22 protein-coding genes are annotated in these 22,559 nt (G+C 67.0%); 13 read left to right on the plus strand and 9 right to left on the minus strand.

What is annotated here, in order from left to right; translation table 11 throughout:
- Window positions 1-36: 36 nt before the first annotated feature.
- From secD to H9656_RS03055, 4 genes are all read left to right on the plus strand, one after another.
- Window positions 37-1,635, plus strand: coding sequence for a protein translocase subunit SecD (gene secD / locus H9656_RS03040; protein ID WP_191742786.1), 1,599 nt, complete (start codon window positions 37-39; stop codon window positions 1,633-1,635).
- Window positions 1,635-2,627: a protein translocase subunit SecF gene (gene secF / locus H9656_RS03045; protein ID WP_191742787.1), complete on the plus strand. Its 993-nt coding sequence runs from the start codon at window positions 1,635-1,637 to the stop codon at window positions 2,625-2,627. The genes secD and secF overlap by 1 nt, the downstream gene beginning before the upstream one ends.
- A gap of 104 nt (window positions 2,628-2,731) precedes the next feature.
- Entirely contained in the window at window positions 2,732-3,358 is a 627-nt protein-coding gene (locus H9656_RS03050; RefSeq protein WP_191742788.1) for a squalene/phytoene synthase family protein, read from the plus strand.
- A gap of 42 nt (window positions 3,359-3,400) precedes the next feature.
- Entirely contained in the window at window positions 3,401-4,606 is a 1,206-nt protein-coding gene (locus H9656_RS03055) for an MFS transporter (RefSeq protein WP_191742789.1), read from the plus strand.
- Here the strand turns inward: H9656_RS03055 and trmFO are convergent.
- Window positions 4,603-6,009 carry a methylenetetrahydrofolate--tRNA-(uracil(54)-C(5))-methyltransferase (FADH(2)-oxidizing) TrmFO gene (gene trmFO / locus H9656_RS03060; RefSeq protein WP_191742790.1) on the minus strand — a complete coding sequence of 469 codons (1,407 nt, stop codon included), beginning with the start codon at window positions 6,007-6,009 and terminating at the stop codon, window positions 4,603-4,605. The two genes, H9656_RS03055 and trmFO, sit on opposite strands and share 4 nt — an antisense overlap.
- Before the next feature lie 107 nt (window positions 6,010-6,116).
- Between trmFO and H9656_RS03065 the strand changes: the two genes are divergently transcribed.
- Window positions 6,117-7,007, plus strand: coding sequence for a glycerophosphoryl diester phosphodiesterase membrane domain-containing protein (locus H9656_RS03065; protein ID WP_191742791.1), 891 nt, complete (start codon window positions 6,117-6,119; stop codon window positions 7,005-7,007).
- Window positions 7,008-7,106: 99 nt separating this feature from the next.
- Here the strand turns inward: H9656_RS03065 and uvrA are convergent, their stop codons facing one another.
- The gene (gene uvrA / locus H9656_RS03070; protein WP_191742792.1) at window positions 7,107-10,046 is read right to left on the minus strand and encodes an excinuclease ABC subunit UvrA; all 2,940 of its coding nucleotides are present in this window, start codon (window positions 10,044-10,046) and stop codon (window positions 7,107-7,109) included.
- Window positions 10,047-10,205: 159 nt separating this feature from the next.
- On the opposite strand from uvrA, the gene H9656_RS03075 reads away from it, so the two are divergent.
- A complete protein-coding gene (locus H9656_RS03075) occupies window positions 10,206-10,658 on the plus strand; it encodes a hypothetical protein (RefSeq protein WP_191742793.1) in 453 nt (150 codons plus the stop codon).
- On the opposite strand, the gene H9656_RS03080 is transcribed toward H9656_RS03075, so the two are convergent.
- Window positions 10,655-11,179, minus strand: coding sequence for a group III truncated hemoglobin (locus tag H9656_RS03080; protein WP_225212200.1), 525 nt, complete (start codon window positions 11,177-11,179; stop codon window positions 10,655-10,657). The genes H9656_RS03075 and H9656_RS03080 overlap by 4 nt on opposite strands.
- A 167-nt stretch (window positions 11,180-11,346) precedes the next feature.
- Here H9656_RS03080 and H9656_RS03085 point away from each other — a divergent pair, with 167 nt between their 5' ends.
- Window positions 11,347-11,484 (plus strand): hypothetical protein, encoded by a 138-nt coding sequence (locus H9656_RS03085; protein ID WP_191742795.1) that lies wholly within the window; start codon window positions 11,347-11,349, stop codon window positions 11,482-11,484.
- Window positions 11,450-13,051, plus strand: a complete 1,602-nt coding sequence (locus H9656_RS03090) for an ABC-F family ATP-binding cassette domain-containing protein (protein WP_191742796.1) — start codon at window positions 11,450-11,452, stop codon at window positions 13,049-13,051. The genes H9656_RS03085 and H9656_RS03090 overlap by 35 nt, the downstream gene beginning before the upstream one ends.
- Here H9656_RS03090 and H9656_RS03095 read toward each other — a convergent pair.
- The 4 genes from H9656_RS03095 to H9656_RS03110 are packed head-to-tail and all read right to left on the minus strand — an operon-like array spanning window position 13,024 to window position 16,536.
- On the minus strand, window positions 13,024-14,625 hold the full coding sequence (locus H9656_RS03095) for an EAL domain-containing protein (protein ID WP_191742797.1): 1,602 nt from the start codon (window positions 14,623-14,625) through the stop codon (window positions 13,024-13,026). The two genes, H9656_RS03090 and H9656_RS03095, sit on opposite strands and share 28 nt — an antisense overlap.
- 47 nt (window positions 14,626-14,672) lie before the next feature.
- Window positions 14,673-15,113, minus strand: a complete 441-nt coding sequence (locus tag H9656_RS03100; RefSeq protein ID WP_191742798.1) for a flagellar basal-body protein FlbY — start codon at window positions 15,111-15,113, stop codon at window positions 14,673-14,675.
- Window positions 15,110-15,418, minus strand: a complete 309-nt coding sequence (locus H9656_RS03105; protein WP_191742799.1) for a rod-binding protein — start codon at window positions 15,416-15,418, stop codon at window positions 15,110-15,112. Before H9656_RS03105 ends, H9656_RS03100 begins: the two co-directional genes overlap by 4 nt.
- Window positions 15,418-16,536: a flagellar basal body P-ring protein FlgI gene (locus tag H9656_RS03110; protein ID WP_191742800.1), complete on the minus strand. Its 1,119-nt coding sequence runs from the start codon at window positions 16,534-16,536 to the stop codon at window positions 15,418-15,420. The genes H9656_RS03105 and H9656_RS03110 overlap by 1 nt, the downstream gene beginning before the upstream one ends.
- Window positions 16,537-16,719: 183 nt before the next feature.
- Here H9656_RS03110 and H9656_RS03115 point away from each other — a divergent pair, with 183 nt between their 5' ends.
- The 3 genes from H9656_RS03115 (at window position 16,720) to gltX (ending at window position 19,196) form a co-directional block, all read left to right on the plus strand.
- Window positions 16,720-17,148, plus strand: a complete 429-nt coding sequence (locus H9656_RS03115) for a flagellar assembly protein FliX (RefSeq protein WP_191742801.1) — start codon at window positions 16,720-16,722, stop codon at window positions 17,146-17,148.
- 187 nt (window positions 17,149-17,335) lie between these two features.
- Window positions 17,336-17,770 carry an RNA polymerase-binding protein DksA gene (gene dksA / locus H9656_RS03120; protein ID WP_191743727.1) on the plus strand — a complete coding sequence of 145 codons (435 nt, stop codon included), beginning with the start codon at window positions 17,336-17,338 and terminating at the stop codon, window positions 17,768-17,770.
- Window positions 17,771-17,861: 91 nt separating this feature from the next.
- Window positions 17,862-19,196: a glutamate--tRNA ligase gene (gltX, locus tag H9656_RS03125; RefSeq protein ID WP_191742802.1), complete on the plus strand. Its 1,335-nt coding sequence runs from the start codon at window positions 17,862-17,864 to the stop codon at window positions 19,194-19,196.
- A 76-nt stretch (window positions 19,197-19,272) separates the two neighbouring features.
- Here the strand turns inward: gltX and H9656_RS03130 are convergent, their stop codons facing one another.
- Both H9656_RS03130 and H9656_RS03135 read right to left on the minus strand, forming a co-directional pair.
- On the minus strand, window positions 19,273-19,566 hold the full coding sequence (locus tag H9656_RS03130; protein WP_191742803.1) for a CC_3452 family protein: 294 nt from the start codon (window positions 19,564-19,566) through the stop codon (window positions 19,273-19,275).
- Window positions 19,567-19,681: 115 nt separating this feature from the next.
- Window positions 19,682-20,287 carry an LOG family protein gene (locus H9656_RS03135; RefSeq protein ID WP_191742804.1) on the minus strand — a complete coding sequence of 202 codons (606 nt, stop codon included), beginning with the start codon at window positions 20,285-20,287 and terminating at the stop codon, window positions 19,682-19,684.
- 125 nt (window positions 20,288-20,412) lie between these two features.
- Here H9656_RS03135 and H9656_RS03140 point away from each other — a divergent pair, with 125 nt between their 5' ends.
- A complete protein-coding gene (locus H9656_RS03140) occupies window positions 20,413-21,162 on the plus strand; it encodes a hypothetical protein (RefSeq protein ID WP_404821532.1) in 750 nt (249 codons plus the stop codon).
- A gap of 288 nt (window positions 21,163-21,450) precedes the next feature.
- Entirely contained in the window at window positions 21,451-22,551 is a 1,101-nt protein-coding gene (locus H9656_RS03145; RefSeq protein ID WP_225212201.1) for an amino acid ABC transporter substrate-binding protein, read from the plus strand.
- The last annotated feature ends 8 nt before the right edge of the window (window positions 22,552-22,559 follow it).

Raw genomic sequence — 22,559 nt, forward strand, 5'->3', positions numbered from 1 at the left:
GGCGCGGCGCGCGCCGGCCCTGAAGAGAACCGAGACATGATTCAGCTTTCACGCTGGAAGATCACCCTGGTCGCGCTATCGCTCGTCCTCGGGTTGTTCCTGGCCTACCCAAGCGTGCTGTCGCCGGCGCAGCGCGAGGCTCTGCCGAGCTGGCTGCCGAGCAACGGCCTGAACCTGGGGCTGGACCTGCAGGGGGGCTCCTACCTCCTGCTTGAGGTCGACGTGCCCGAGATGCGTGAAAAGCGCGTCTCGAACCTGATGGAAGACGTTCGGGTCTCCCTGCGGGAAGACCAGGTCAACATTTTGGGCATGCAGCGCGAAGCCGGCGGGGTGGTCGTCACCGTCGCCGAGGGCGCGGCCTATGACACCGCCTTCAACACCTTGCGCACCATGGCGCAGCAGGGCGCCGGCGCGACCGGCCAGCCGGATCGGGTAGCGACCAAGCTGGGCGGCGGCCGTCTCCGTTACGCCTTCACTGACGTCGCCCTGAACAGCATGGGGGCCACCGCTGTCGATCAGTCGATCGAGGTGGTGCGCCGTCGTCTGGACAGCTCGGGCACCAAGGAAATCGCCATCACCCGCCAGGGCGCCGACCGTATCGTCGTCCAGGCGCCGGGTCAGAGCGACCCGGCCGAGCTGGAGCGCCTGGTCGGCCGGACGGCTCAGCTGACGTTCCAGATGGTCGACACCTCGCCGACGGGGCTGAACGACGCCCTGGCCGGCCGCGTGCCGCCGGACGCCGAGCTTCTGACCGATGACCAAGGCACGCCCTATCTCGTCAAGAGGCGCATTCTGGTGTCGGGCGAAAACCTGACCCGCGCCGGCATCGGTACGGACCAGAACCAGCGCCCCGCCATCGACTTCCAGTTCGACGGCCAAGGCGCCCGCCGCTTCGCCGAAGCGACCGCCCAGAACCTGGGCAAGCCCTTCGCCATCATCCTGGATGGAAAGGTGATCTCGGCCCCGACCATCCAATCGGCCATCACCGGCGGCAGCGGCCAGATCACGGGCAGCTTCACCATCGCTTCGGCGTCGGAGCTCGTGAACCTGCTGAACGGCGGCGCCCTACCGGCGCCTCTGAACGTCGAAGAACGTCGCGTCGTCACCGCCGAGCTGGGCGCCGACGCCGTGGCGGCGGGCGCTCTGTCCACCGCCCTGGGCTTTGTCGTGATCGTCGTCTTCATGATCGTGGCCTACGGCTTCCTGTTCGGCGGCATCTCGGTTCTGGGTCTGATCCTGAACGGCATCCTGATCGTCGCGGCCATGTCGCTGACCCAGGCCACCCTGACGCTGCCCGGCATCGCCGGTCTGATCCTGACCTTCGCGGTGGCCGTTGACGCCAACGTGCTGATCTATGAGCGGATGCGCGATGAGGCCCGCCAGGGCCGCTCCGTCATCGCGTCCATGGATGCCGGGTTCAACCGCGCCATGGGCACCATCGTCGACGCCAACCTGACCACCCTGGTGGCGGCATTGATCATGTTCATGTTCGGCGCCGGCCCCGTGCGTGGCTTCGCCTGGACACTGACCATCGGGGTGTTCACCTCGGTCTTCTCGTCCGTCCTGGTCGCCCAGGTCCTGCTTGGCTACTGGCTGAAGGTCGCCAAGCCCAAGAAACTGCCGATCGCGGAGTGATGTCGATGAACGGTTGGCCTATTATTAAACTACTGCCGCACAAGACGAACTTTCAGTTCGTCAAGTACGCCAAAGGCTTCGCCATCCTGTCGGCGATCCTGACGGTTGCGGCGATCATCGGCTGTTTCTATCCCGGTCTGAACCTCGGCATCGACTTCCGCGGGGGCGCCTCGATGGAGGTCGCCAAGCCTGCCGGTCAGGTGCTGGAGCTGGACAAGCTGCGCGGCTCGGTCAGCGGGCTGGATCTGGGCGACGTCCAGGTGCAGGGGATCGCCCGTCGCGATACCAACCTCGATGACGGCTCGACCGCCATCGTTCGCTTCCAGGTGCCGTCGGACCAGGACCAGACCGCCGTCGTCGAGAAGGTGGAAAGCGCCATCAGCGAGGCCGTCGGCCAGGTCACCTATTCCGGCGTCAGCGTCGTCGGCTCCAAGGTCTCCGGCGAACTGCTGACCAACGGGGTCCTGGCTCTGGTCTCGGCCGTGGTGTTGATGTTCCTCTACATCGCCTTCCGCTTCCCCTGGCAGTTCGGCATCGGCGCCGTGGCGGGGCTGCTGCACGACGTGGCACTGACGTTCGGCCTCATCGTCGCCCTGCGCATGGAGTTCAGCCTGAACCTCGTCGCGGCTCTGCTGACGGTCATCGGCTATTCGATGAACGACACCGTCGTCGTGTTCGACCGCCTGCGCGAAAACCTTCGCAAGTATAAGACCATGCCGCTGCGCGACGTGATCGACCTGTCGATCAACGAGACCCTGTCGCGGACCATCATCACGGGCGTGACCACGGTCATGGTGCTGATCGTTCTGGCGGTCTTCGGCGGCGAGGCCCTGCGCGGCTTCTCCATCACCCTGGCCTTCGGCGTGGTCATCGGCACCTTCTCGTCCATCTATGTGGGCGCGCCGATCATCCTGCTGTGGGGCGTGGACCGCAGCGGCGGCGGCAAGGCCGACGCCAAGCCGGTCAAGCTGGGCATGGCCAGTCGTCCGTAAGGGCGCTATCGTCTTGGAGTTCACGGCCCGTCTTCCGCAAGGGAGGCGGGCCGTGTGCGTTCTGGACTTGATGCCGCCGCCTCAATGGTCGAAGGGCGGTCGCCATGACTGTTGATCTTGACGCCCAGGTACGCGCCGCCGACCTCGACCGCTGGCTGGCCAGCCGCTTCGTGGCCGACGAGCAAGCGCGCGCCGACCTGATCGCCCTGTACGCCTTTGAGGCGGAACTGATGGCCATCCCGACGCGCGTGACCCAGCCGCTTCTGGCCGAGATGCGCTACGCCTGGTGGGCCGAACAGATGGACGGCGCCTTCTCCGATACGCCGCGACGGGGCCATCCTGTCCTGGAGGCTTTGACGGCCGCCGTGACGCGACATGGCTTGGAGCGCGCGCCGTTCGACGCCTTGATCGAGGCCCATATCGGCCGCGTGCATGGCGCGCCGCATGACCTGGACGCCTTCTACGTCGGCCCGATGCAGGCGACCGTGCGTATCCTCGTCGGGGAAGGACATGACGCGGCAGCTGGCGCGGCCGGCCGCGTGCGCGGATTGGCCCAGACCGGGCAGGTCGATCAGGCGCGCGCGGCGCGGTCCGAGGCCAATCGGGCATTGCGGAAACTGCCGCCCGCCGCCTTTCCAGCCGTGGCCTCGGCCGTCCTGATCAAGCCCGATGAACCAGAGCCCTTCAAACGGCTGCGGCTGTTCTGGTCCGTGCTGCGCGGGCGGATCTAAACTTCCTGGCCGTGGCGGGCCTTGTTTCCGGAGTCACCTTGCATGGACCAGTCGAACGTCTCGACGCCGTCGCGCGGCGCGGGCCTGTTGTTGATCGCGGCCATCTTCGCCCTGGCGCTGAACCTGCGCCCGGCGATGGCGGCGGTCGGGCCTCTGCTCGATCTGATCGAGGCGGCGACCGGCATGGATTCGACCACGGCCAGCCTGTTGACGACCCTGCCGGTGGCGATGATCGGCGTCGGAGCGCTGTCGATCCGGCCGTTGCGGCGGCGTCTGGGAGAGCGGATGGGCATCCTGTTGGGCGCCGTCCTCATCGGCCTGGCCTGCCTGGCCCGCTGGCCGATCAGCAGCACAGGCGGCCTGATCCTCAGCGCCGTGGTGGTCGGCATCGGCGTGGCCCTGATCCAGGCCCTGGCGCCGGTTGTCATCAAGCGCGCCTTTCCGACGCGGTTCGGCACGGTGATGGGCGTCTATACGACCGGCATCATGGGCGGCGCGGCCGTGGCGGCGGCGACAGCGGCGGGCTTCGCCGAGGCGTTCGGCTGGGCCGTGGCGCTGGCGCTCTGGTCGATTCCAGCCCTTGTGGCGGCCGTCGTCTGGATCATCGCCTCGCGAAACCCGGTCGCCGAAGAGACGAACCGGCTCGCTGTGGTGGAGGGAACCGACCCCGAGGTCCCGTTCTGGAAACAGCCCCGCGCCTGGGCGCTAGTCCCTATTCTGGGGCTGGGCACCTCGGCCTATACGCTCGTGCTGGCCTGGCTGCCGCCCTATTATGTCGACATGGGGCAGGCGAGGGCGACGGCGGGCTTTTTGCTCAGCGGCATGACGGGCGCCGAGGTGCTGGCAGGGGTGCTGGTGTCGCTGTTCATCGCGCGCTTTCCCGACCGACGCGGGCCGATGCTGCTGGCCGTGGCCCTGGCCCTGATCGGTCTGGCCGGGCTGGTGCTGACGCCGGTCAGCCTGGCGGTCCCGGTCATGCTGCTGCTGGGTCTGGGGATCGGCGCCGTCTTTCCCCTGACCCTGATCCTGGCGATGGACCAGATCGACGACCCGGTGCGCTCCGGCGACCTGCTCGCCTTCGTTCAGGGCGGCGGCTACATCATCGCCAGCCTGTCGCCGCTGGCGGCCGGGCTGCTGCGCGACCGCCTGTCGGACCTCAGTCAGGCCTGGATGCTGATGGGGCTGGGCCTTCTGGTCATGGCCGCAATCACCCTGACCTTCCGCCCCGGCGGCGCCAAGCTGCGTTAGGCCGCCGCGTCGCGCCAGGCTTTCAGCGCCTCAATGGCGCGGAGGCTCTGCAGGCGCTTCTTGGCGCGGCCGCGCTCCTTGGGATGGATGCGCTTGCCGTCCTCATCGACCTTGGGCGCCTCCAGCGGCGGCAGCAGGCCGTAGTTGATGTTCATCGGCTGGAACTTGGAGCCTTCCATGTGCCCGCCGGTGATGTGCTCGACCAGGGCGCCCATAGCCGTTTCCGGCGGCGGCGTCGCCAGATCGCGCCCCAGCGCCTGCGCGGCCGCCAGACGGCCCGTCAGCAGACCCATCGCCGCGCTCTCGACATAACCCTCGACCCCCGTCACCTGACCGGCGAAGCGCAGGCGCGGCAGGGCCTTCAGCCGCATCTGCTTGTCCAGCAGCGTGGGGCTGTTCAGGAAGGTGTTGCGGTGGAGGCCGCCCAGACGCGCGAACTGGGCGTTCTCCAGACCGGGGATCATGCGGAAGACGTCGGTCTGCGCGCCGTACTTCAGCTTGGTCTGGAAGCCGACCATGTTGAACAGGGTTCCCAGCGCATTGTCCTGACGCAGCTGCACGATGGCGTAGGGCTTGACCGTCGGGTTGTGCTGGTTGGTCAGGCCGACCGGCTTCATCGGGCCGTGCCGCAGGGTCTCGCGGCCGCGCTCGGCCATGACCTCGATCGGCAGGCAGCCGTCGAAATAGGGCACGTCCTCCCATTCCTTGAAGTCGGCCTTGGGGCCGTCCAGCAGGGCGTCGATGAAGGCCTCGTACTGGGCCTTGTCCATCGGGCAGTTGACGTAGGCCGCCTTGTCGCCGCTGGGGCCTTCCTTGTCGTAGCGCGACTGGCGCCAGGCCACGTCGAAATCGATGCTGTCGGTGTGAATGATCGGCGCGATGGCGTCGAAGAAGCTCAGGGACTCTTCGCCCGTCGCCTTCAGGATCGCCTCGGCCAGGGCGGGCGAGGTCAGCGGCCCGGTGGCGACGATCACATTGTCCCACTCCTCGGGCGGAATGCCTGCGATCTCCTCGCGCACGATGGTCACCAACGGGTGCGCTTCCAGTCGGGCCGTCACCGCGTCCGAGAAGGCGATGCGATCAACCGCCAGCGCGCCGCCCGCCGGCACCTGATTGGCGTCCCCGCAGGTCATGATCACGCTGTCCAGCGCCCGCATCTCAGCGTGTAGCAGGCCCACAGCGTTGAACTCCCAGTCGTCCGAACGGAACGAATTGGAGCAGACCAGTTCGGCCAGACCCGCCGTATGGTGGGCGTCGGTGCGCACCTGTTCCGGCCCGTCCCGGCGCATTTCGTGCAGGATGACGGGCACGCCCGCCTGGGCGATCTGCCAGGTCGCTTCGGAACCGGCGAGACCTCCGCCAATGACGTGGACGGGGCGGGGAGTAGAGGACGCGTTCGACATGGCGGCCTTCTAGCCGCGCGACGCGGTCCTGTCATGCGGCCTGTCGTGGTCGGCGCTGTCGCATGGGCTGCGGCTGCGTTAAGCTGACCAGGAATCGAGGAGCCAGCATGAGTTTCAACGCCACAGAGTCCGCTTTCGAAGGCTTCCGCCTAGCGCGGCGGGCGCCGGTCGCCATCCTGGCCTGGGCGGGCGCCTATATCGCCTTCTTCGCGGTTTTCTTCATCGTGGCGGGCGGGAGCCTGGTCAATATCATCAGCCTGGCGGAGCAGGTGGAACAGAATCCGTCGCCGTCCATGAGCGACCTGACCATGCTGGGTCAGGCCTATGGCGCCATGATGGGGCTGGCCCTGCCGCTGTCGCTGCTTTTCAGCGCGGTTCTGGCGGCAGCGGTTGCACGCTCGGTCATCCGGCCGCAGGACAAGCGTTTCGGCTATCTGCGGCTTGGCCGGGATGAACTGCGCGTTCTCGGGGCCACCCTGCTGGTCGCCGTGCTGATGTTCGCCGTGACGATGGGCGGCGCCTTGGTTGTCGGCGTGCTGGCCGGAATGGCCGCCGGTACGGGGGCGTCATGGCTGCTAATTCCCGCTGTCCTGGGCGGGCTGGCGATTGTTGCGGTCGCCATCTGGCTGGCTGTGCGACTCAGCTTGGTCGTGCCTCTGACCTTCGCCGAGCAGAAGATCGCCATCAAGGAAAGCTGGACCATGACCAAGGGCCGTTTCTGGCCGCTGCTGGGTATGGCGATCCTGGCTGGGATCATGTCCATTCTGGTGGGCCTGCTGGGCTCCATCGTGATCGCTCCGCTGAACCTGATTTTCGGCGGCCTGAACAGCCTGATCGGCGCCGAGACGACCAATGTCGTTGCGCTGGTCGCCCGGGTCTGGCCGGCCCTGCTGATCTGGGGTGTGGTCAACGCCCTGCTGTCGGCGGCGCAGGCGGCCATCATCTACGCTCCGTTCTCGTCCGCCTATCTGGGTCTCAAGGGCCAGGCGCGCGTCTGATCAGGCGGCATCGCTGAACGAAGAACGCCGCGCTCCGACAGGGGCGCGGCGTTTCTGTTTTTAGGGTCCCGCACACGCGGCGAGCGGATCGGCAGCCGTTCAGGCGGTTTTGCGCGCCTTGGCGCGCTTGGCGGGCGCAGGCTCGGCGGTCAGGGCGGCGACGCGGCCCTTGCGGCGCTCCTCGTGCCGATCCAGCACTTCCTTCAAATAGCGGCCGGTCCAGCTGGCGGGGTTCTCGGCGACCTGTTCCGGCGTCCCGACAGCGACGATCTCGCCCCCGCCGTCGCCGCCTTCAGGACCGAAGTCCAGCAGGTGGTCGGCCACCTTGATGACGTCCAGGTTGTGCTCGATCACGACGATGGTGTTGCCGTTCTCGACCAGTTCTTGAAGCACCTCCAGCAGCTTGCGCGTGTCCTCGAAGTGCAGGCCGGTCGTCGGCTCGTCGAGGATGTACAGCGTCTTGCCGGTCGCCCGTTTCGACAGCTCCTTCGACAGCTTGACCCGCTGCGCCTCGCCGCCGGACAGGGTGGTGGCGGGCTGGCCGACCTTGACGTAGCCCAGCCCCACGCGCTCCAGCGTCAGCATCTTGTCGCGGATCGACGGCACGGCGGTGAAGAAGCGCGCCGCCTCTTCAACCGTCATGTCCAGAACGTCGGATATGCTCTTGCCTTTGAAGACAATTTCCAGCGTCTCGCGGTTGTAGCGCTTGCCCTTGCAGACGTCGCAGGTGACGTAGACGTCGGGCAGGAAGTGCATCTCGATCTTGATGACGCCGTCGCCCTGACAGGCTTCGCAGCGCCCGCCTTTGACGTTGAAGCTGAAGCGGCCGGGGCCGTAGCCGCGCGCCTTGGCCTCGGGCAGGCCCGCATACCAGTCGCGGATCGGCCCAAAGGCGCCGGTGTAGGTCGCCGGGTTCGAGCGCGGCGTGCGGCCGATCGGCGACTGGTCGATGTCGATGACCTTGTCGAAATGCTCCAGCCCCTCGATGCGGTCGAAGGGGGCGGGCGCGTCGGACGCATTGTTCAGACGCCGCGCGGCGGCCTTGTACAGGGTCTCGATGGTGAAGGTCGACTTGCCGCCGCCCGAGACGCCCGTGACGCAGGTGAAGACGCCGACCGGGATCTCGCCCGTGACGTTCTTCAGGTTGTTGCCCGTCGCGCCCGAGACCTTCAGCATCCGCTTGCGGTCGATCGGACGGCGGCCTTCGGGCGGCAGCTCGATCTCGCGCGCGCCGGTCAGATACTGGCCCGTCAGGGAGTTGGGGTTGGCCATGACCTGCGCGGGCGTGCCCTCGGCGCAGACCTGACCGCCGTGGATGCCGGCGGCCGGACCCATGTCGATGACGTAGTCCGCCGTCAGGATGGCCTCTTCATCGTGCTCGACCACCAGGACCGAGTTGCCGAGATCGCGCAAGCCTTTCAGGCTGTCCAGCAGGCGGGTGTTGTCGCGCTGGTGCAGGCCGATGGACGGCTCGTCCAGCACATAGAGGACGCCGGTCAGGCCCGAGCCGATCTGCGACGCCAGACGGATACGCTGGCTCTCGCCGCCGGACAGGGTGCCGGAACTGCGCGACAGGTTCAGATAGTCCAGCCCGACGTTGTTCAGGAAACGTAAGCGGTCGGTGATCTCTTTCAGGATGCGCCGGGCGATCTCGACCTGCTTTTCGGTCAAAGCGTCTTCCAGCGTCGAGAACCACAGGAAGGCCTTGGAGATGGACAGGTTGGAGATGTCGGCGATGTCCTCGCCGCCGACCTTGACCGCCAGAGCCTCGGGCTTCAGGCGCTTGCCGCCGCACACCTCGCACGGGGTTTCGGACTGATAGCGGCCCAGTTCCTCGCGCACCCAGGCGCTGTCGGTCTCGCGCCAGCGCCGCTCCAGGTTCGGCAGCACGCCCTCGAACGGCTTGGAGACCTCGTATTTGCGAGCGTTGTCGTCATAGACGAACTTGATCTTGTCGCCGCCGGAGCCGCGCAGGATGACGCTCTGCGCCTTCTCCGGCAGGTCGCGCCACGCCTTGTCCATGGAGAAACCGTAGTGCAGGGCCAGCGACTGCAGCGTCTGCGTATAGAGCGGCGACGGACCGCGCGCCCACGGCGCCACCGCCCCCTTGTGCAGGGTCTTGTCGCGATCCGGGATCACCAGATCGGCGTCGAAGGCCAGCTTGACCCCCAGACCGTCACAGGCCGGGCAGGCGCCGAAGGGGTTGTTGAAAGAGAACAGCCGCGGCTCGATCTCGCTGATGGTGAAGCCTGAAACGGGGCAGGCGAACTTTTCGGAAAAGACGATGCGGCGAGGCTCTTCACCTTCGGCGGCCTTCGCCCATTCCGCCGTTGCGATCCCGTCGGCCAAACCGAGAGCGGTCTGAATGCTGTCGGCGTAACGACCCTCAAGACCTTCTTTGGTTACAATGCGGTCCACGACGATATCGATGTCGTGCTTGAACTTCTTGTCGAGCGCGGGGGCGTCCTCGATGGCGTAGAAATCGCCGTCGATCTTCAGCCGTTGGAAGCCCTGACGCTGCCACTCGGCCATTTCCTTCTTGTACTCGCCCTTGCGGCCGCGAACGACCGGGGCCAGCAGCAGGATGCGTTCGCCGTCGGGCAGGGCGGTCAGCTTGTCGACCATCTGGCTGACGGTCTGGCTCTCGATGGGCAGCCCGGTCGCAGGCGAATAGGGCACGCCCACACGCGCCCACAGCAGGCGCATATAGTCGTGGATTTCGGTGACGGTGCCGACGGTCGAGCGCGGATTCTTCGACGTCGTCTTCTGTTCGATGGAGATCGCCGGGGACAGGCCCTCGATCAGGTCCACGTCCGGCTTGCCCATCAGCTCCAGGAACTGGCGTGCATAGGCCGACAGGCTCTCGACATAGCGGCGCTGACCCTCGGCGTAGATGGTGTCGAACGCCAGCGAGGATTTGCCCGACCCCGACAGGCCGGTCATGACCACCAGCTGCTCACGCGGAATGTCGAGATCGACGCCCTTGAGGTTATGCTCGCGGGCGCCGCGAACGCGAATGAAGTTATGCTTTTCGGTCATGGAATCCGGGAACGCGGAAGACCCCGGAACGGTCCGGGGCGACGACGCTATATGGGGATCAATTCGCCGGAAACAGCAAGAACAATATAAGAACTTTGGGGCTGGTCGTTGTGACCGCAGGGATTCCGCCTATGGTGCCGGCTGGATCTGGAGGGACCTATGAAAATCGGTTTTCAGGCTCTGGCGCTGGCTCTGGCGGCCTTGGTGCTCGCCGCCTGTAATTTTCACGCGACCCTGCCTACGTCCGATCCGGTGCTGAACGCTGAGGCTGAGGCCTTTTACGACGATATGGTCGCTGGCCGTGATGACGCTGTCGTTGCGAGGATGTTGTCGGAAAACGATCCAGCACAGGTCAAGGCCCAACTTCCCATGCTTCGCGACATGATCGGCGACGCCGCTCCGCCTGAGCCCAAGCTGGTGCAGTCCCGCAAATCCACCGGATCTCAGGGCGAAACCTATGAACTGGAGCAGGACTACGTCTACGCGGATCGCACGGTTCGCGTTTATTCCGCCATGATGCGCGAAAAGGGCGAGTGGAAGGTTCATACCTTCAACATCAATGTCCGCATGGCCGGCGAACCGAAGGCGGCTGAAGACGAAAAAGCGGCCTAGTTTTCCGGCGACCACGACGTTTCCGGCCGTCGATAGCGTTCACCAGGGCCGACCATCACGCCGTTGGCGTTGGCGACGCCCAGTTCCAGGCTTTCGGCGATGCGGCGGGCGCGGACGATGAAGTGTTCGGCGGCGACGGGCGGGCACAGTTCATGCGCGGTCGCCTCGAACAGCTTCAGCCAGTGGTCGAAGTGGCGGGCGTCGATCGGCAGGGGCAGGTGTTTGGGCATGGGCCGCCCCTGATAGACGCCGGTCGACAGGGCTACAGACGACCAGAACAGCTTCATCTGCGCCAGGTGCGGACCCCAGTCGTCGATGCGCTCGGCGAAGATCGGGCCGATGAAGTCATCCTCGCGCACCTTGGCGTAGAAGCCTTCGACCAGGGCGTCGATCATGGCCTCGTCGATGCCGGTTTCGGCGCGGATGCGGGCCACGGCGGCCTCACGGCGGGCGGCGGCCTCGGCCCGGTCCGGCTCGGGACGGTCGATGCGGAAGGCGAGTGTGCGCTCGGGCGTGTCCATGTCCGCCAACATAGGAACCGAGGCCTGCAAAGGCCATGACGCGCATTGTCCAAGGCGGCGTGTCGCATCGGCACATGAAAGCGGAGCCGCAGTTTTGGGGTTGCGTTACGAAACGTCCGTCCCCATCCTTCACTCAGCCAACGCATCAGTGAGGAGGCACGACGATCATGATCAGCACCCTGGAAATCGGTTTCGCCCTTTCCATGCCGCTGCTCGCGCTCGCCTATGTCCTTACTCAACCCAAGCCCAAACCGGTCCGCATCCGCGCTCGTGACGCTCAACGGCGTCGCGGCCCGCACGCCTGACGGTCGAGGCCTCTTCGACAATCTGACGCTCGCCTTCGGGCGCGAACGCACGGCCGTCGTGGGCCGCAACGGCGTGGGCAAGACCACGCTGCTGCGCCTTGTCGCTGGTCTGGCTGAGCCCGCTGAGGGTTCGGTCGCGCGCGTCGGAACCGTCGGCTGGCTGGCGCAGGCCCAAACCCCTGCCGACGGCGAGGCCGTCGCCGATACGCTGGGCGTCGCCGGGGCTCTGGCGATTTTGCATCGCGTGCTGGCGGGCGAGGGTTCGTTGGACGACATGGCTGAGGCGGACTGGACGCTGGAAGAGCGGATGCAGACAGCTCTGGCTGAGGTCGGTCTGGCTGGTTTGGCGCTGGACCGGCGCACGGCGGAGTTGAGCGGCGGGGAGCAGACGCGCCTGCGGCTGGCGGGATTGAAACTGGCGGTGCCGGACCTGCTGGTTCTGGACGAGCCGACCAATCATCTGGACGCCGTAGCCCGCGCCATGATCGCCGATGTCGTGGCCGCCTGGCCGGGCGGGGTGGTGCTGGTCAGTCACGACCGCGCCCTGTTGCGCCGCGTGGATCGCATCGTGGAGCTGTCGAGTCTGGGCGCGCGGGTGCACGGCGGCGGCTGGGATCTGTATGTCGAGCGGCGCGACGCCGAACGAGCCGCCGCCGAACGCGACCTTGATCAGGCCGAGCGCGCCATCGGCCGCGTGCAACGCGAGACGCAGATGGCGCAGGAGCGTCAGGCCCGGCGCGATCGTGCAGGCAAGGCGGCGCGCGCCAACAGCTCCGATCCCAAGATCCTGCTCGACGCTCAGGCCCAGCGCGCCGAGGAATCCGGCGCGCGCGGCCAGCGGCTGGCCGAACGCAAGCGTCAGGCGGTCGAGGCCGATCTGGCTCAGGCGCGTGAACGGGTCGAGCGGGTGCGACAACTGGCGCTGGCCATGCCATCCACGGGTCTGCCTGCGGGCCGGATGGTGTTGAACCTGAACGACGCGGTTGTGAGCGTCGATGGCGACCGCCGCCTGCTGGGACCGCTCAGCCTGCGTCTGACGGGGCCTGAGCGCGTCGCCGTCGTCGGCCCCAACGGCGCAGGCAAGACGACCCTGTTGAAGCTGATCGCGGGGCTGATCGAACCCTCATCGGGAGGCGTCGAGCGGCCGGTTCGCGCCGCCCTGCTGGATCAGCAAGCGGCCATGCTGAAAGCCGACGAAACGCTCGTCGAGGCTTGGCTGCGGCTGAACCCGCAAGGGACGCCCAATGCGGCGCGGGCCGCGCTTGCGCGTTTTCTGTTTCGCAATATGCAGGCGGATCGGCGCGTCGGCGAACTGTCCGGCGGAGAGCGGCTGCGCGCGGCCCTGGCCTGCGTCATGACGGGCGCCCAGCCGCCGCAACTGCTGGTGCTGGACGAGCCGACCAACCACCTGGACATCGAGTCCGTCGAGGCGGTGGAGGCGGCGCTATCGGGCTACGACGGGGCCCTTGTGGTGGTCAGCCACGACGCTGATTTCATTCAGGCCCTGCGCGTCGACCGGACCATCGTGTTGAAGAACGGTCAGCTCCAGCCTTCGACCACGCCCTGACGGCGTCCGCGGATCGCGGGGGCGCTGAGGACGGTGCGCGGCTCGGCCTCGGCGCGGCCGAACAGCCAGCCCTGACCGTGGGTGACGCCCAGATCCCGCAGGGCGTCGGCGACCTCATCCGTCTCGATCATCTCGGCGATGGTCTCCAGCTCCAGAGAGCCGCACAGTTCGACCAGATGGGCGACCAGGGTGCGCGCGCGGGCGTCGATGTCGATATCGCGCACCAGGGCGCCGTCGATCTTCACCGCATCGACCGACAGGCCGCGCAGATAGTCGAAGGAAGCCGAACCGGCGCCGAAGTCGTCAATGCAGACCTTGATCCCGGCTTTGCGCAGGGCGCCCAGACGGCGGTCGGCGGCGGCCAGATCGGCCAGTGCGGCGGTTTCCGTCACCTCAACCATCAAACGCCGACGATCCTCGGGCGTCGAGGCGGTCATCTTCATCAGGGCGGCGACATAGGCGTCGCTGGCCAGTGAGGCGCCCGACACATTGACGGCGATCTTCAGCAGGCCGGCGCCCGGCTCGCGCAGCCGTCGGACGGCTTTTTCCGCCACGACCACATCGAAGCCGTCGATCAGGGCCAGTTCCTCGGCCATGCGGATGGCGGCGGCGGGACCCGACCCCTTGCCAAAGCGCGCCAGGGCCTCGAAATGGTGCACGGCTCGCGTCTTCAGATCGACGATCGGCTGATAGTAGAGGGCGAACTCTCGGTCGCGCACGATGCTGCGGAAACGGTCCGCGTCCTCCAGCGTGCGTTGCAGGGAATCGGCGAAGGACAGTTCTGGCTGGTCCAGCCCGCCTTCCTTCAAGCAGCCTTCGATGGCGAACCGCATGGCGCGCAGCGCCGAGGCGGAGTCCCGGCCCAAGCCGGCCTGGCTGGCGACGGCGGTGAGGGCCACGCCTTCCGCCTGACCGGCCATCCGCATCTCATTGGCCAGGTCGCGTTGATCGCCTGCCTGACGAATCAAGGCGTAGCGATCCGTCGTCAGTCGGCCCGCGCTGGCTCCGTCGTGCGACGCGGCGCTGAGGGTCGCGCCGATGCGGCTGTGAATCCGTTGCAGCGTCAGCGGGTCCACGCCCTCCAGTCCGCTCAGATCGATGAACGCCAGGGCTAGCCGTTGCAGGGCCTCTGCGTGGCCGCCGGACAGGCTCGTCCGAGCATGGTTCAGGAAGCCCTCGGCGTCGGGCGGCGGCGCTCCGACCTCCTGCGACGCCTCACCAGCCACGAATGGCTCGCCTTCATAGGACAGGGCGCATGACCGCGCCGGCGCGATGTCCGGCAGGGCGAAGGCCCGCAAGGTCGCGCGGCGCATTCGGCCGTCGCCGCAATCCACCAGAACCGCGGTCGCGGGCCCGCGCTGACCCGGGCGCAGTCCGTCCAGCAGGGTCTGCAGGGCTGCGGCGCTGTTGATCGACAGGCGATCGCTGAAGGGTTGGCCCACCCAGGCGGCTGTCTGCTGCCCGGCCACAGCGCCCGAGCCCAGCGCAAAGCGCACCACGCCATGTTGATCGATTTCGATCAGGGCGTCGGCGGCGGCGAAAGCCAGCCCGAGCAGGCGAGGGGTCAGGGTCATCCCGAAGCGATAGCCTACAGCCTCTTAAAAAAGGACGACGGCGGCCGTCAGGCTGTACGATTCAGCGCCACCGCACGGCTGTCGCCCTGCATGGCCTGACCCGAGGCGCCGTAGCCGACACCCTGCGCGCGGGCTCCCGCCACCTCGGCGGCGATGGTGCGCACCAGTCCCTCAGAAATCTGACGGGCCGCCTCCACGGTCACGGCGTGCTCGGCCAGGATGGCCTCAAAGGCTTCCGTGGCGTCGATCAGAGCGCTGCGGTCAGCCTCTGGTGCGGCGGCGATGGCGGCCGGATTGGCCTTCACCTGGGCCGACTCGCGCCGATAAAGGTTGGCCATCTCCTGCGTCTGGGCCATGCCCTCGCTCAGGTCCTGGGCGCGGTGGGCCCGCAGAGAGTCCATTTCCAGCGACAGCCGGTCGGTCAGGTCGCGGGTCAGGCGCGTCAGGTGCTGCACGCGCAGGGCGGCGGTCTCGACATCGGCGGTCATGCGCCTTGCTCCTGTATCTTGATCATCTGCGCCAGGACGCTGTCGGCCAGGCCGACGCCGCCGGCCTTCACCGTCTGCTGCGCCATGGCGTCCACCAGAAAGCCGCGCCAGGCGGCCTCGCCTGCGCCGCCGCCGAACGGAGCCTCGGTGCTCAGGCCCTCGAACATCGGCTTCATCATCTGCGACAGGAAGCTGGCCTCGAAGGCCTCAGCCGTGCGGCGCAGGGACTCCAGGTTCTTCGGCTGGCCGGGCAGGGCCGCCGCGGGATTGCGCAACAGGTCGGGAGAAGCGGCGAGAGGGTTCATCAGATCACCTCGATTTCGGCTTGCAGGGCGCCGGCGGCCTTAATGGCCTGCAGGATGCTGATCATGTCGCGCGGGCTGACGCCCAGGGCGTTCAAGCCGTTCACCAGCGTCGAGAGCGAGGTCGACCCGCCGACGATCCGCATCTGCCGGCCGGTTTCCTCAGCAATGCTGACGTCCGACTGGGGTACGACGACGGTTTCGCCGCCCCGGCTGAACGGCTCTGGCTGGCTGACCAGCGGCGTTTCCTGCACCGAGACCGTGAGATTGCCCTGCGCCACGGCGACGGTCGAAACGCGCACCGCCTCGCCCATGACGATGACGCCGTTGACCTCATCGATGACGACCTTGGCCGGGGTGTCGATCTGGACCGGCAGATTCTCGACCCGGCTGAGGAAGCCGGCCATGCCGAAGTTCTGGGGCGCGCGGACGGCGACGACCGTGCCGTTCTCGGCGAAGGCGGTCTGAGGATAGGTCTGGTTGATGGCGGCGGCGATGCGCTGGGCCGTGGTGAAGTCCGGGTTGCGCAATGTCAGGCGAATCGAAGGCATGCTGGCCAGGTCAAAGCCGGTCTCGCGCTCGACCACCCCGCCCGAGGCGATGCGGCCCGCCGTCGGCACGCCGCGGGTGATCGAAGACCCCGATGAGCCTGAGGCCGAGACGGCGCCCGTCTGCACCGAGCCCTGCGAGACAGCGTAAACCTCGCCGTCAGCGCCTTGCAGCGCCGTCACCAACAATGTGCCGCCCAGCAGGCTCTTGGCGTCGCCCATCGCCGAGACGCTGACGTCGAGGCGCGAGCCGGGCGTGGCGAAGGGCGGCAGCTCGGCCGTGACCATGACGGCGGCGACGTTCTTGGTGTTCAGGTTGGCGCCGCGAATATTGACGCCCTGACGCTCCATCATTCCTTCCAGCGACTGGCGGGTGAAGGGCGAGTTACGGACGCTGTCGCCCGTGCCGTTCAGCCCGACCACCAGGCCATAGCCGACCAGCTGGTTCGAGCGGACGCCTTCAATCGAGACGATGTCCTTGATGCGCGACTGGGCCTCCGCCGCGTTCGGCGCGACAGCGAGGGCGACGGCCGCAACGGCCGGGGCGATAAGGGCGGTAAGCAACTTCTGCATGCGACGGACGTCCCTGCGTGAGCGTTCGCTGTTAACCATGCGAGGATCGTGCCGCGCGAAAAGCCAAGCAATTACAACAAACGCACCGTAGCACTCCGGCGCCTGCGGGCAGGTTTTGCCTAGCCGTTAACCAAGAGTTCAGTCCCTGCCGTCACGGTGGCGACTTAGAAGGAGACGTCTTGCATGAAGGTCACCGGACCCTTGGGCGCCGCTTCAACGCCGACCGCTCGACCTGCGGCGCGTGCAGCGGGCGGCTTCGCCCTGCCGACAACGGGCGGCGCGACGGGCGCCGCGCAGGCTGGCGCGACGACCTCCGCATCGGGCGTCGCGGGCGCGGCAGCTTTGATGGCCCTGCAAGGTGTAGAAGATTCGACCGAGCGTCGCCGCCGCGCGATCCGCCGCGGCTCAGGCTTGCTCGACCGTCTGGACGAACTGAAGTTGGCCTTGCTGGGCGGCCAGGACGGCGGGGCGGCGCTGAACCGCTTGGCCCGCGATCTGCGCGAACAACGCGACGAAGAGGCCGAACCGGGCCTGACCGCCGTTCTGGACCAGATCGACCTGCGCGCCTCGGTGGAGCTGGCGAAAGCGGAAATGAGCCGTAACCGCGCCTAAAAGCGACGGAACTTCAGGCGGCTGCTCAGCAACGCTCGCTTTGTGAGGATAATTCGCCACAGTTCCGCAGGGTTAATGCAGCTTAACAATATCACGGACTCGCGAACGCCATTGCCGCCACTGTTGCCCTTGCCTATACGGCCAATGCGCCGCTGGGGGGCGCTATGGGAGAACGAGCGTGAGTGCGATGACCGCATTGGCCTCTGTAACGTCCGGGGACACAGCCGTTTATCGGCCTTCCGACGACGAGCCGTTCATGAATGACCGGCAGGTCGCCTATTTCAAAAACAAGCTGTTGGCCTGGAAGGAAGACATCCTTCGCGAGTCAAAAGGCACCGTCACCAACCTCAAGGCCGAGACCGAGAACCACCCCGACCTGGTGGATCGCGCCTCATCCGAATCTGATCGCGCGCTGGAGCTGCGGACGCGTGATCGGCAACGCAAGTTGATCTCCAAGATCGACGAAGCCCTGCGCCGCATCGAGGACGGCACTTACGGCTATTGCGAGGACACCGGAGAGCCGATCGGCCTTGGGCGCCTCGAGGCCCGTCCCACGGCCACTCTGTCGGTCGAGGCGCAGGAGCGGCACGAGCGCCGCGAGCGGGTCCACCGTGACGACTGACGTTTCCGAGGCGCGATTAGGGCGGTTCGGCTTGACTTGAACGGGCGGCGGCGCGACCAAGCCGCCTTCCTATCGAGGTCGTTGATCCCCCATGTCCGTCAAGGTTCGTTTCGCTCCGTCTCCCACGGGTAAGCTGCACGTCGGCAATGTCCGCACGGCTCTGGTGAACTGGCTGTTCGCCAAAGGGCAGGGCGGCTCCTTCGTGCTGCGCATCGACGACACCGACCTGGCCCGCTCGACGCAGGAATACGAGGACGGCATCGAGGCCGACCTGACCTGGCTGGGCCTCACCTGGGACGAGCGCTACAACCAGTCCAAGCGGTTCGACCGCTACGGAGAGGCCGCCGCCCGCCTGAAGGCCGACGGTCGTCTCTATCCCTGCTATGAAACGGCCGACGAACTGGACCGTCGCCGCAAGGTGCAGTTGTCGCGCGGTCAGCCGCCCATCTACGACCGCGCCGCCCTGTCGCTGACCGACGCTGAAAAGGCCGCCTTCGAGGCCGAGGGCCGTCGCCCGCACTGGCGCTTCAAGCTCGAAGGCAAGCGCGTCGCCTGGGAAGATCTGGCGCGCGGCCACGCCGAGGTCGACACCGCCTCCATGTCCGATCCGGTGCTGATCCGCGAGGACGGGCTGTTCCTGTATACCTTGCCGTCGGTCGTCGACGACATCGACATGGCGATCACCCACATCATCCGGGGCGAGGACCACGTCACCAACACGGGTGCGCAGATCGAGATCTTCGAGGCCCTGGGGGCCGGGGCACCCGGGTTTGCCCACACGCCGCTGCTGGTCGGCGCCGATGGCGCGGCGCTGTCCAAGCGCCTGGGCTCGCTGTCGATCAGCGACATGCGCGACCAGGGCTATGAGCCCATCGCCATCACCAGCCACCTGGGCAAGATCGGCACCTCGGACAACCTGGAGGTCGCGCCCTCTGTGGAGGACCTGGGCGCAGGTTTCGCCTTCTCCAAGATGGGCCGTTCGCCCGCGCGCTACGACACGGCCGATCTGGACCGTCTGAACGCGCAGGCGGTGCACGCCATCGGTTACGCCGAAGCCAAGCCGCGCCTGGCGGCTCTGAGCGTCGATTTGGGCGAGACCTTCTGGAATACGGTGAAGGGCAACCTCAACAAGTTCGGCGATGTCGTTGATATGGCGAAGATCGTTACGGGGCCGGTTACGCCCGTGATCGAGGACGCCGCCTTCGCCGCGGCCGCTCTGGACCTGCTGCCGGACGCCATCGACGCCGACGCCTGGTCGGCCTGGACCTCCGCGGTGAAGGACAAGACCGGCGCCAAGGGCAAGGGTCTGTTCATGCCGCTGCGTCTGGCCTTGACCGGTCAGGCGCATGGGCCGGACATGGCGGCCATGATCCCCCTGATCGGCCGCGAGCGGTTGGTTCAGCGGCTGAAGGGCGAAGCCGCCTGACGCTTCGCGCGACGCATACAGAAAAGGCCGCCTTCGTCGTGAAGGCGGCCTTTTTTACTTGGCGATGAAAGCGGGATCAGGCCGCATTGCAGGCGGCGATCTCTTCCTCGCTCAGGGCTTGGCCCTTGTAGGAGAAGCTGGTCACCGGGCCGAGCTTGGCGGCTACGCGGCGGCAGGCGCGCGTCGCCGGCTGGCTGGAGCCGCCCGTGGCGGTGCAGGCGTCGCCTTCGCAACGCCATGCGGCGCCGTCGATGATGACGCGACCTGAAGGGGCCTTGGCGGCGTCCGCCAGGGTGGCGCTGGTGGCCGGCGCCTGGGCGAAGGCAGGGGCGGCCGCGAACAGGACGGCGGCGGCGAGAAGAGCACGCATGGACAGTCTCCGATAAGATACAGGGCGCACGCCCAGCACCGCCATAGTCCGTTTTTTAAAAAAACTGTCAATCCAGCTTTTCTGTCGGGGACCGGCGTTACTGACGCACGTTTACTTACCGGCGATCATGTTGCAAGTGGGGCGTCTCCTGAGCCGATTTCATGGCTTCGACCGCTCCTTCGACCGAATCCACGCTGACATAGGCGTCCAGGAAGCTGCGCGGCGTCATGCCCTTCTCGACCGTATGTTCGATCAGGGTGAAGAAGCCGTCCCAAAAGCCGTCCAGATTCAGGAAGATGACGGGCTTGGCGTGCAGGTCCAGTCGCTTCCAGGACAGCAGCTCGACCACTTCTTCCAGCGTGCCGACGCCGCCGGGCGCCACCACGAAGACGTCGGATTCGTCATACATCAGCTGTTTGCGCTCATGCATGGAGGTGACGACGATCGTCTCCACGTCGTCGAACAGGCGCTCGCGGCTGCGCAGGAAGGCTGGCATGATGCCGACGACCCGGCCGCCCGCCGCGTGCGCGGCCCGGGCCGAGGCGCCCATCAGACCCACCCCGCCGCCGCCATAGACGAAGCGCCACCCCGCCTCGGCCGTCGCCTTGCCGAAGGCCGCTGCCGCCTCGACATATTTGGGATCCGTGCCATCGGACGAGCCGCAGAACAGGCAGACGGAGCGACCCTCGAAGGGGGCGATGTTGACGGGGGGCAGGGACATGGAGTGTCTGACGACCTTTACGGTTTAAGCTCCAGCACAAACCGGCTGGCCCGGATGAGGCAGCAACCTATAGTGATGCGGGCCAGGATGGAACGAGCGAAGGGCGCGAGATGAAGATGCGGGCGGTGAGAAGTCGCTGGGGACTGGCGGTGGGTTTCGCCATGGTCGTCGCCGGCTGCGGTGCGCCGCCTCAGCCTCAGGACGAGGCGCAACAGTCGGATCAGGAGAACTGGGCCGCCGCGCCTCACATTGACGCCGTGGCGTTACAGGGGGGCGGCGTCCTGGTCAGCGGCCAGGCTCCGCCGGGCGCGCGCGTCATCCTCAGCAGTCCCACAGGCCAGGCTATGGCGGCGGCAGCCGACGGGGAAGGGCGCTTTGAACTTGCCGTGGGCAGGGCGGCGCTGGGCCATGTCCTGACGCCAGAGATCCAGATCGGCCAGACGCCGGTCCCCGGTCCGGAACGGCTCCTTGTTGCGGGCGACGGTATGGTTGTCGCCGCCTTGCTGATCGACGGCGGTCCCAGCCGTCGCCTTACGGAGGGGCCGACCCTCTCTGCCGTCGATGGCGACGGTCGCGGCCTTCTGGTCTCGGGCCGCTCCACGCCTGGCGCGCGCGTTCAGGTAAGAAGCGAGGGGGAAACGGCCCTCGCCATGGCGGACGACGCCGGTTTATGGACGGCGCCTCTTTCGCGCATCCGCGATCGCGCCGTTCAGATCGAAGTCGGGGGCGATAGCTACGCCTATCCGGGACCGGGGGCGGCGACGGGCCGCGCCGAGCGCGCAGGGCAGGGCTGGAGGGTGACGCGCGCCCTGTCGGACGCCGCGCGACAAACCAGCTGGTTCCCTGACGTTGGCGACCCGCCCGCCGCCAAATGAAACGCCGTTAATGCGCCGTTAACCAAACCGGTCGATCTAGGCAGTGTCTTCTTTTGGGAGGACACCCACCATCACCGAATGACTTCAAGCCCGGCGCCTGGCGTCGGGCTCTCTTTTTGCGCCCAGCCCCTCCAGTAGGGTGTCCGCGGCGTGATCAGCTAGCCGCCTGCGCCCGTCCGAATAGCCCAAGATCGCCGCCATGATCGCGGCTTTCCGTTCCGCGTGGGTTGCGGTGCGTGGGCCGCGCGGGTCTAAATGAGCGTGGGCGAGTAAGAGGCGGTGAACGGCATGAAGGCGCAGTGGATCGGTGCGGGACTGGCGGCGACGCTTGTGCTTCTGAGCGCCTGCGGGCGACAGGACGAGCCCCAGACCGACGCCGTCCGTGAACCGACGCCGCGAGCGCCTACTGCCCTGCCGGACGCGAAGGAAAGCCCGACCCTGGCGGCGATCCGCCAGCGCGGCCGCCTGAACTGCGGTGTGCACGAAGGGTTGGTCGGGTTCGCATATACCGACAACCGGGGCGCCTGGCGGGGCTTTGACGTGGATTTCTGCCGCGCGACGGCCGCGGCCATCTTTGGCGATCCGGATGCGGTACGCTTCGCGCCGCTGACGACGGAGCAGCGCTTTGAAGCCGTCCGCGCCGGTCGCGTGGACGTGCTGTGGCGCAACACCTCATGGACCATGAGCCGCGACACGGCGTCGGATCTCAGCTTCGCTGGCGTGAACTACTATGACGGCCAGGGCTTCATGGTGCGCCGCTCGCTCAACCTGACCAGCGCGGCGGAGTTGAACGGCGCGCGCATCTGCGTCCAGTCCGGCTCGACGACCGAACTGAACGTGGAGGATTATTTCCGGCGACGCGGAATTGAGTACCGCCCGGTCGTGGTCGCCAGCGAAGGCGAGGCGCGACAGGCCTATGCGCGCGAGGCGTGCGACGCCTTCACCGCCGACATCTCGGCCCTGGCCGCCGCCCGGACCACCCTGCCTAACCCTCAACAGCACATGATCCTACCCGACGTGATCTCCAAGGAGCCGCTGGGTCCTGTCGTGCGGACGGGCGATGAGCGCTGGCTGGCGGTGATCCGCTGGACGCTGAATGCGCTGATCTTGGCGGAGGAACTCGGCGTAACCCGCGAGAATGCCGCCGATCTGGCCAAGAATTCTGCAGATCCGAGGGTCCGGCGTCTGCTGGGCGTCGAAGGTGATTTCGGCCCCAGCATCGATCTGTCGCGCACCTGGGCTCTGGACGCCATCACGGCGAGCGGAAACTACGGCGAGATATTCAATAGAAATCTGGGCGAACAATCATCGCTCGACCTGGAGCGCGGACTGAATGCTCAGTGGTCTTCTAGGCCGGGCGGGTTGATTTACGGCCTTCCGGTCCGCTAGTCCTGGAA

The sequence above is a fragment of the Brevundimonas guildfordensis genome, from assembly GCF_014836405.1.
GTDB classification, from domain to species: domain Bacteria; phylum Pseudomonadota; class Alphaproteobacteria; order Caulobacterales; family Caulobacteraceae; genus Brevundimonas; species Brevundimonas guildfordensis.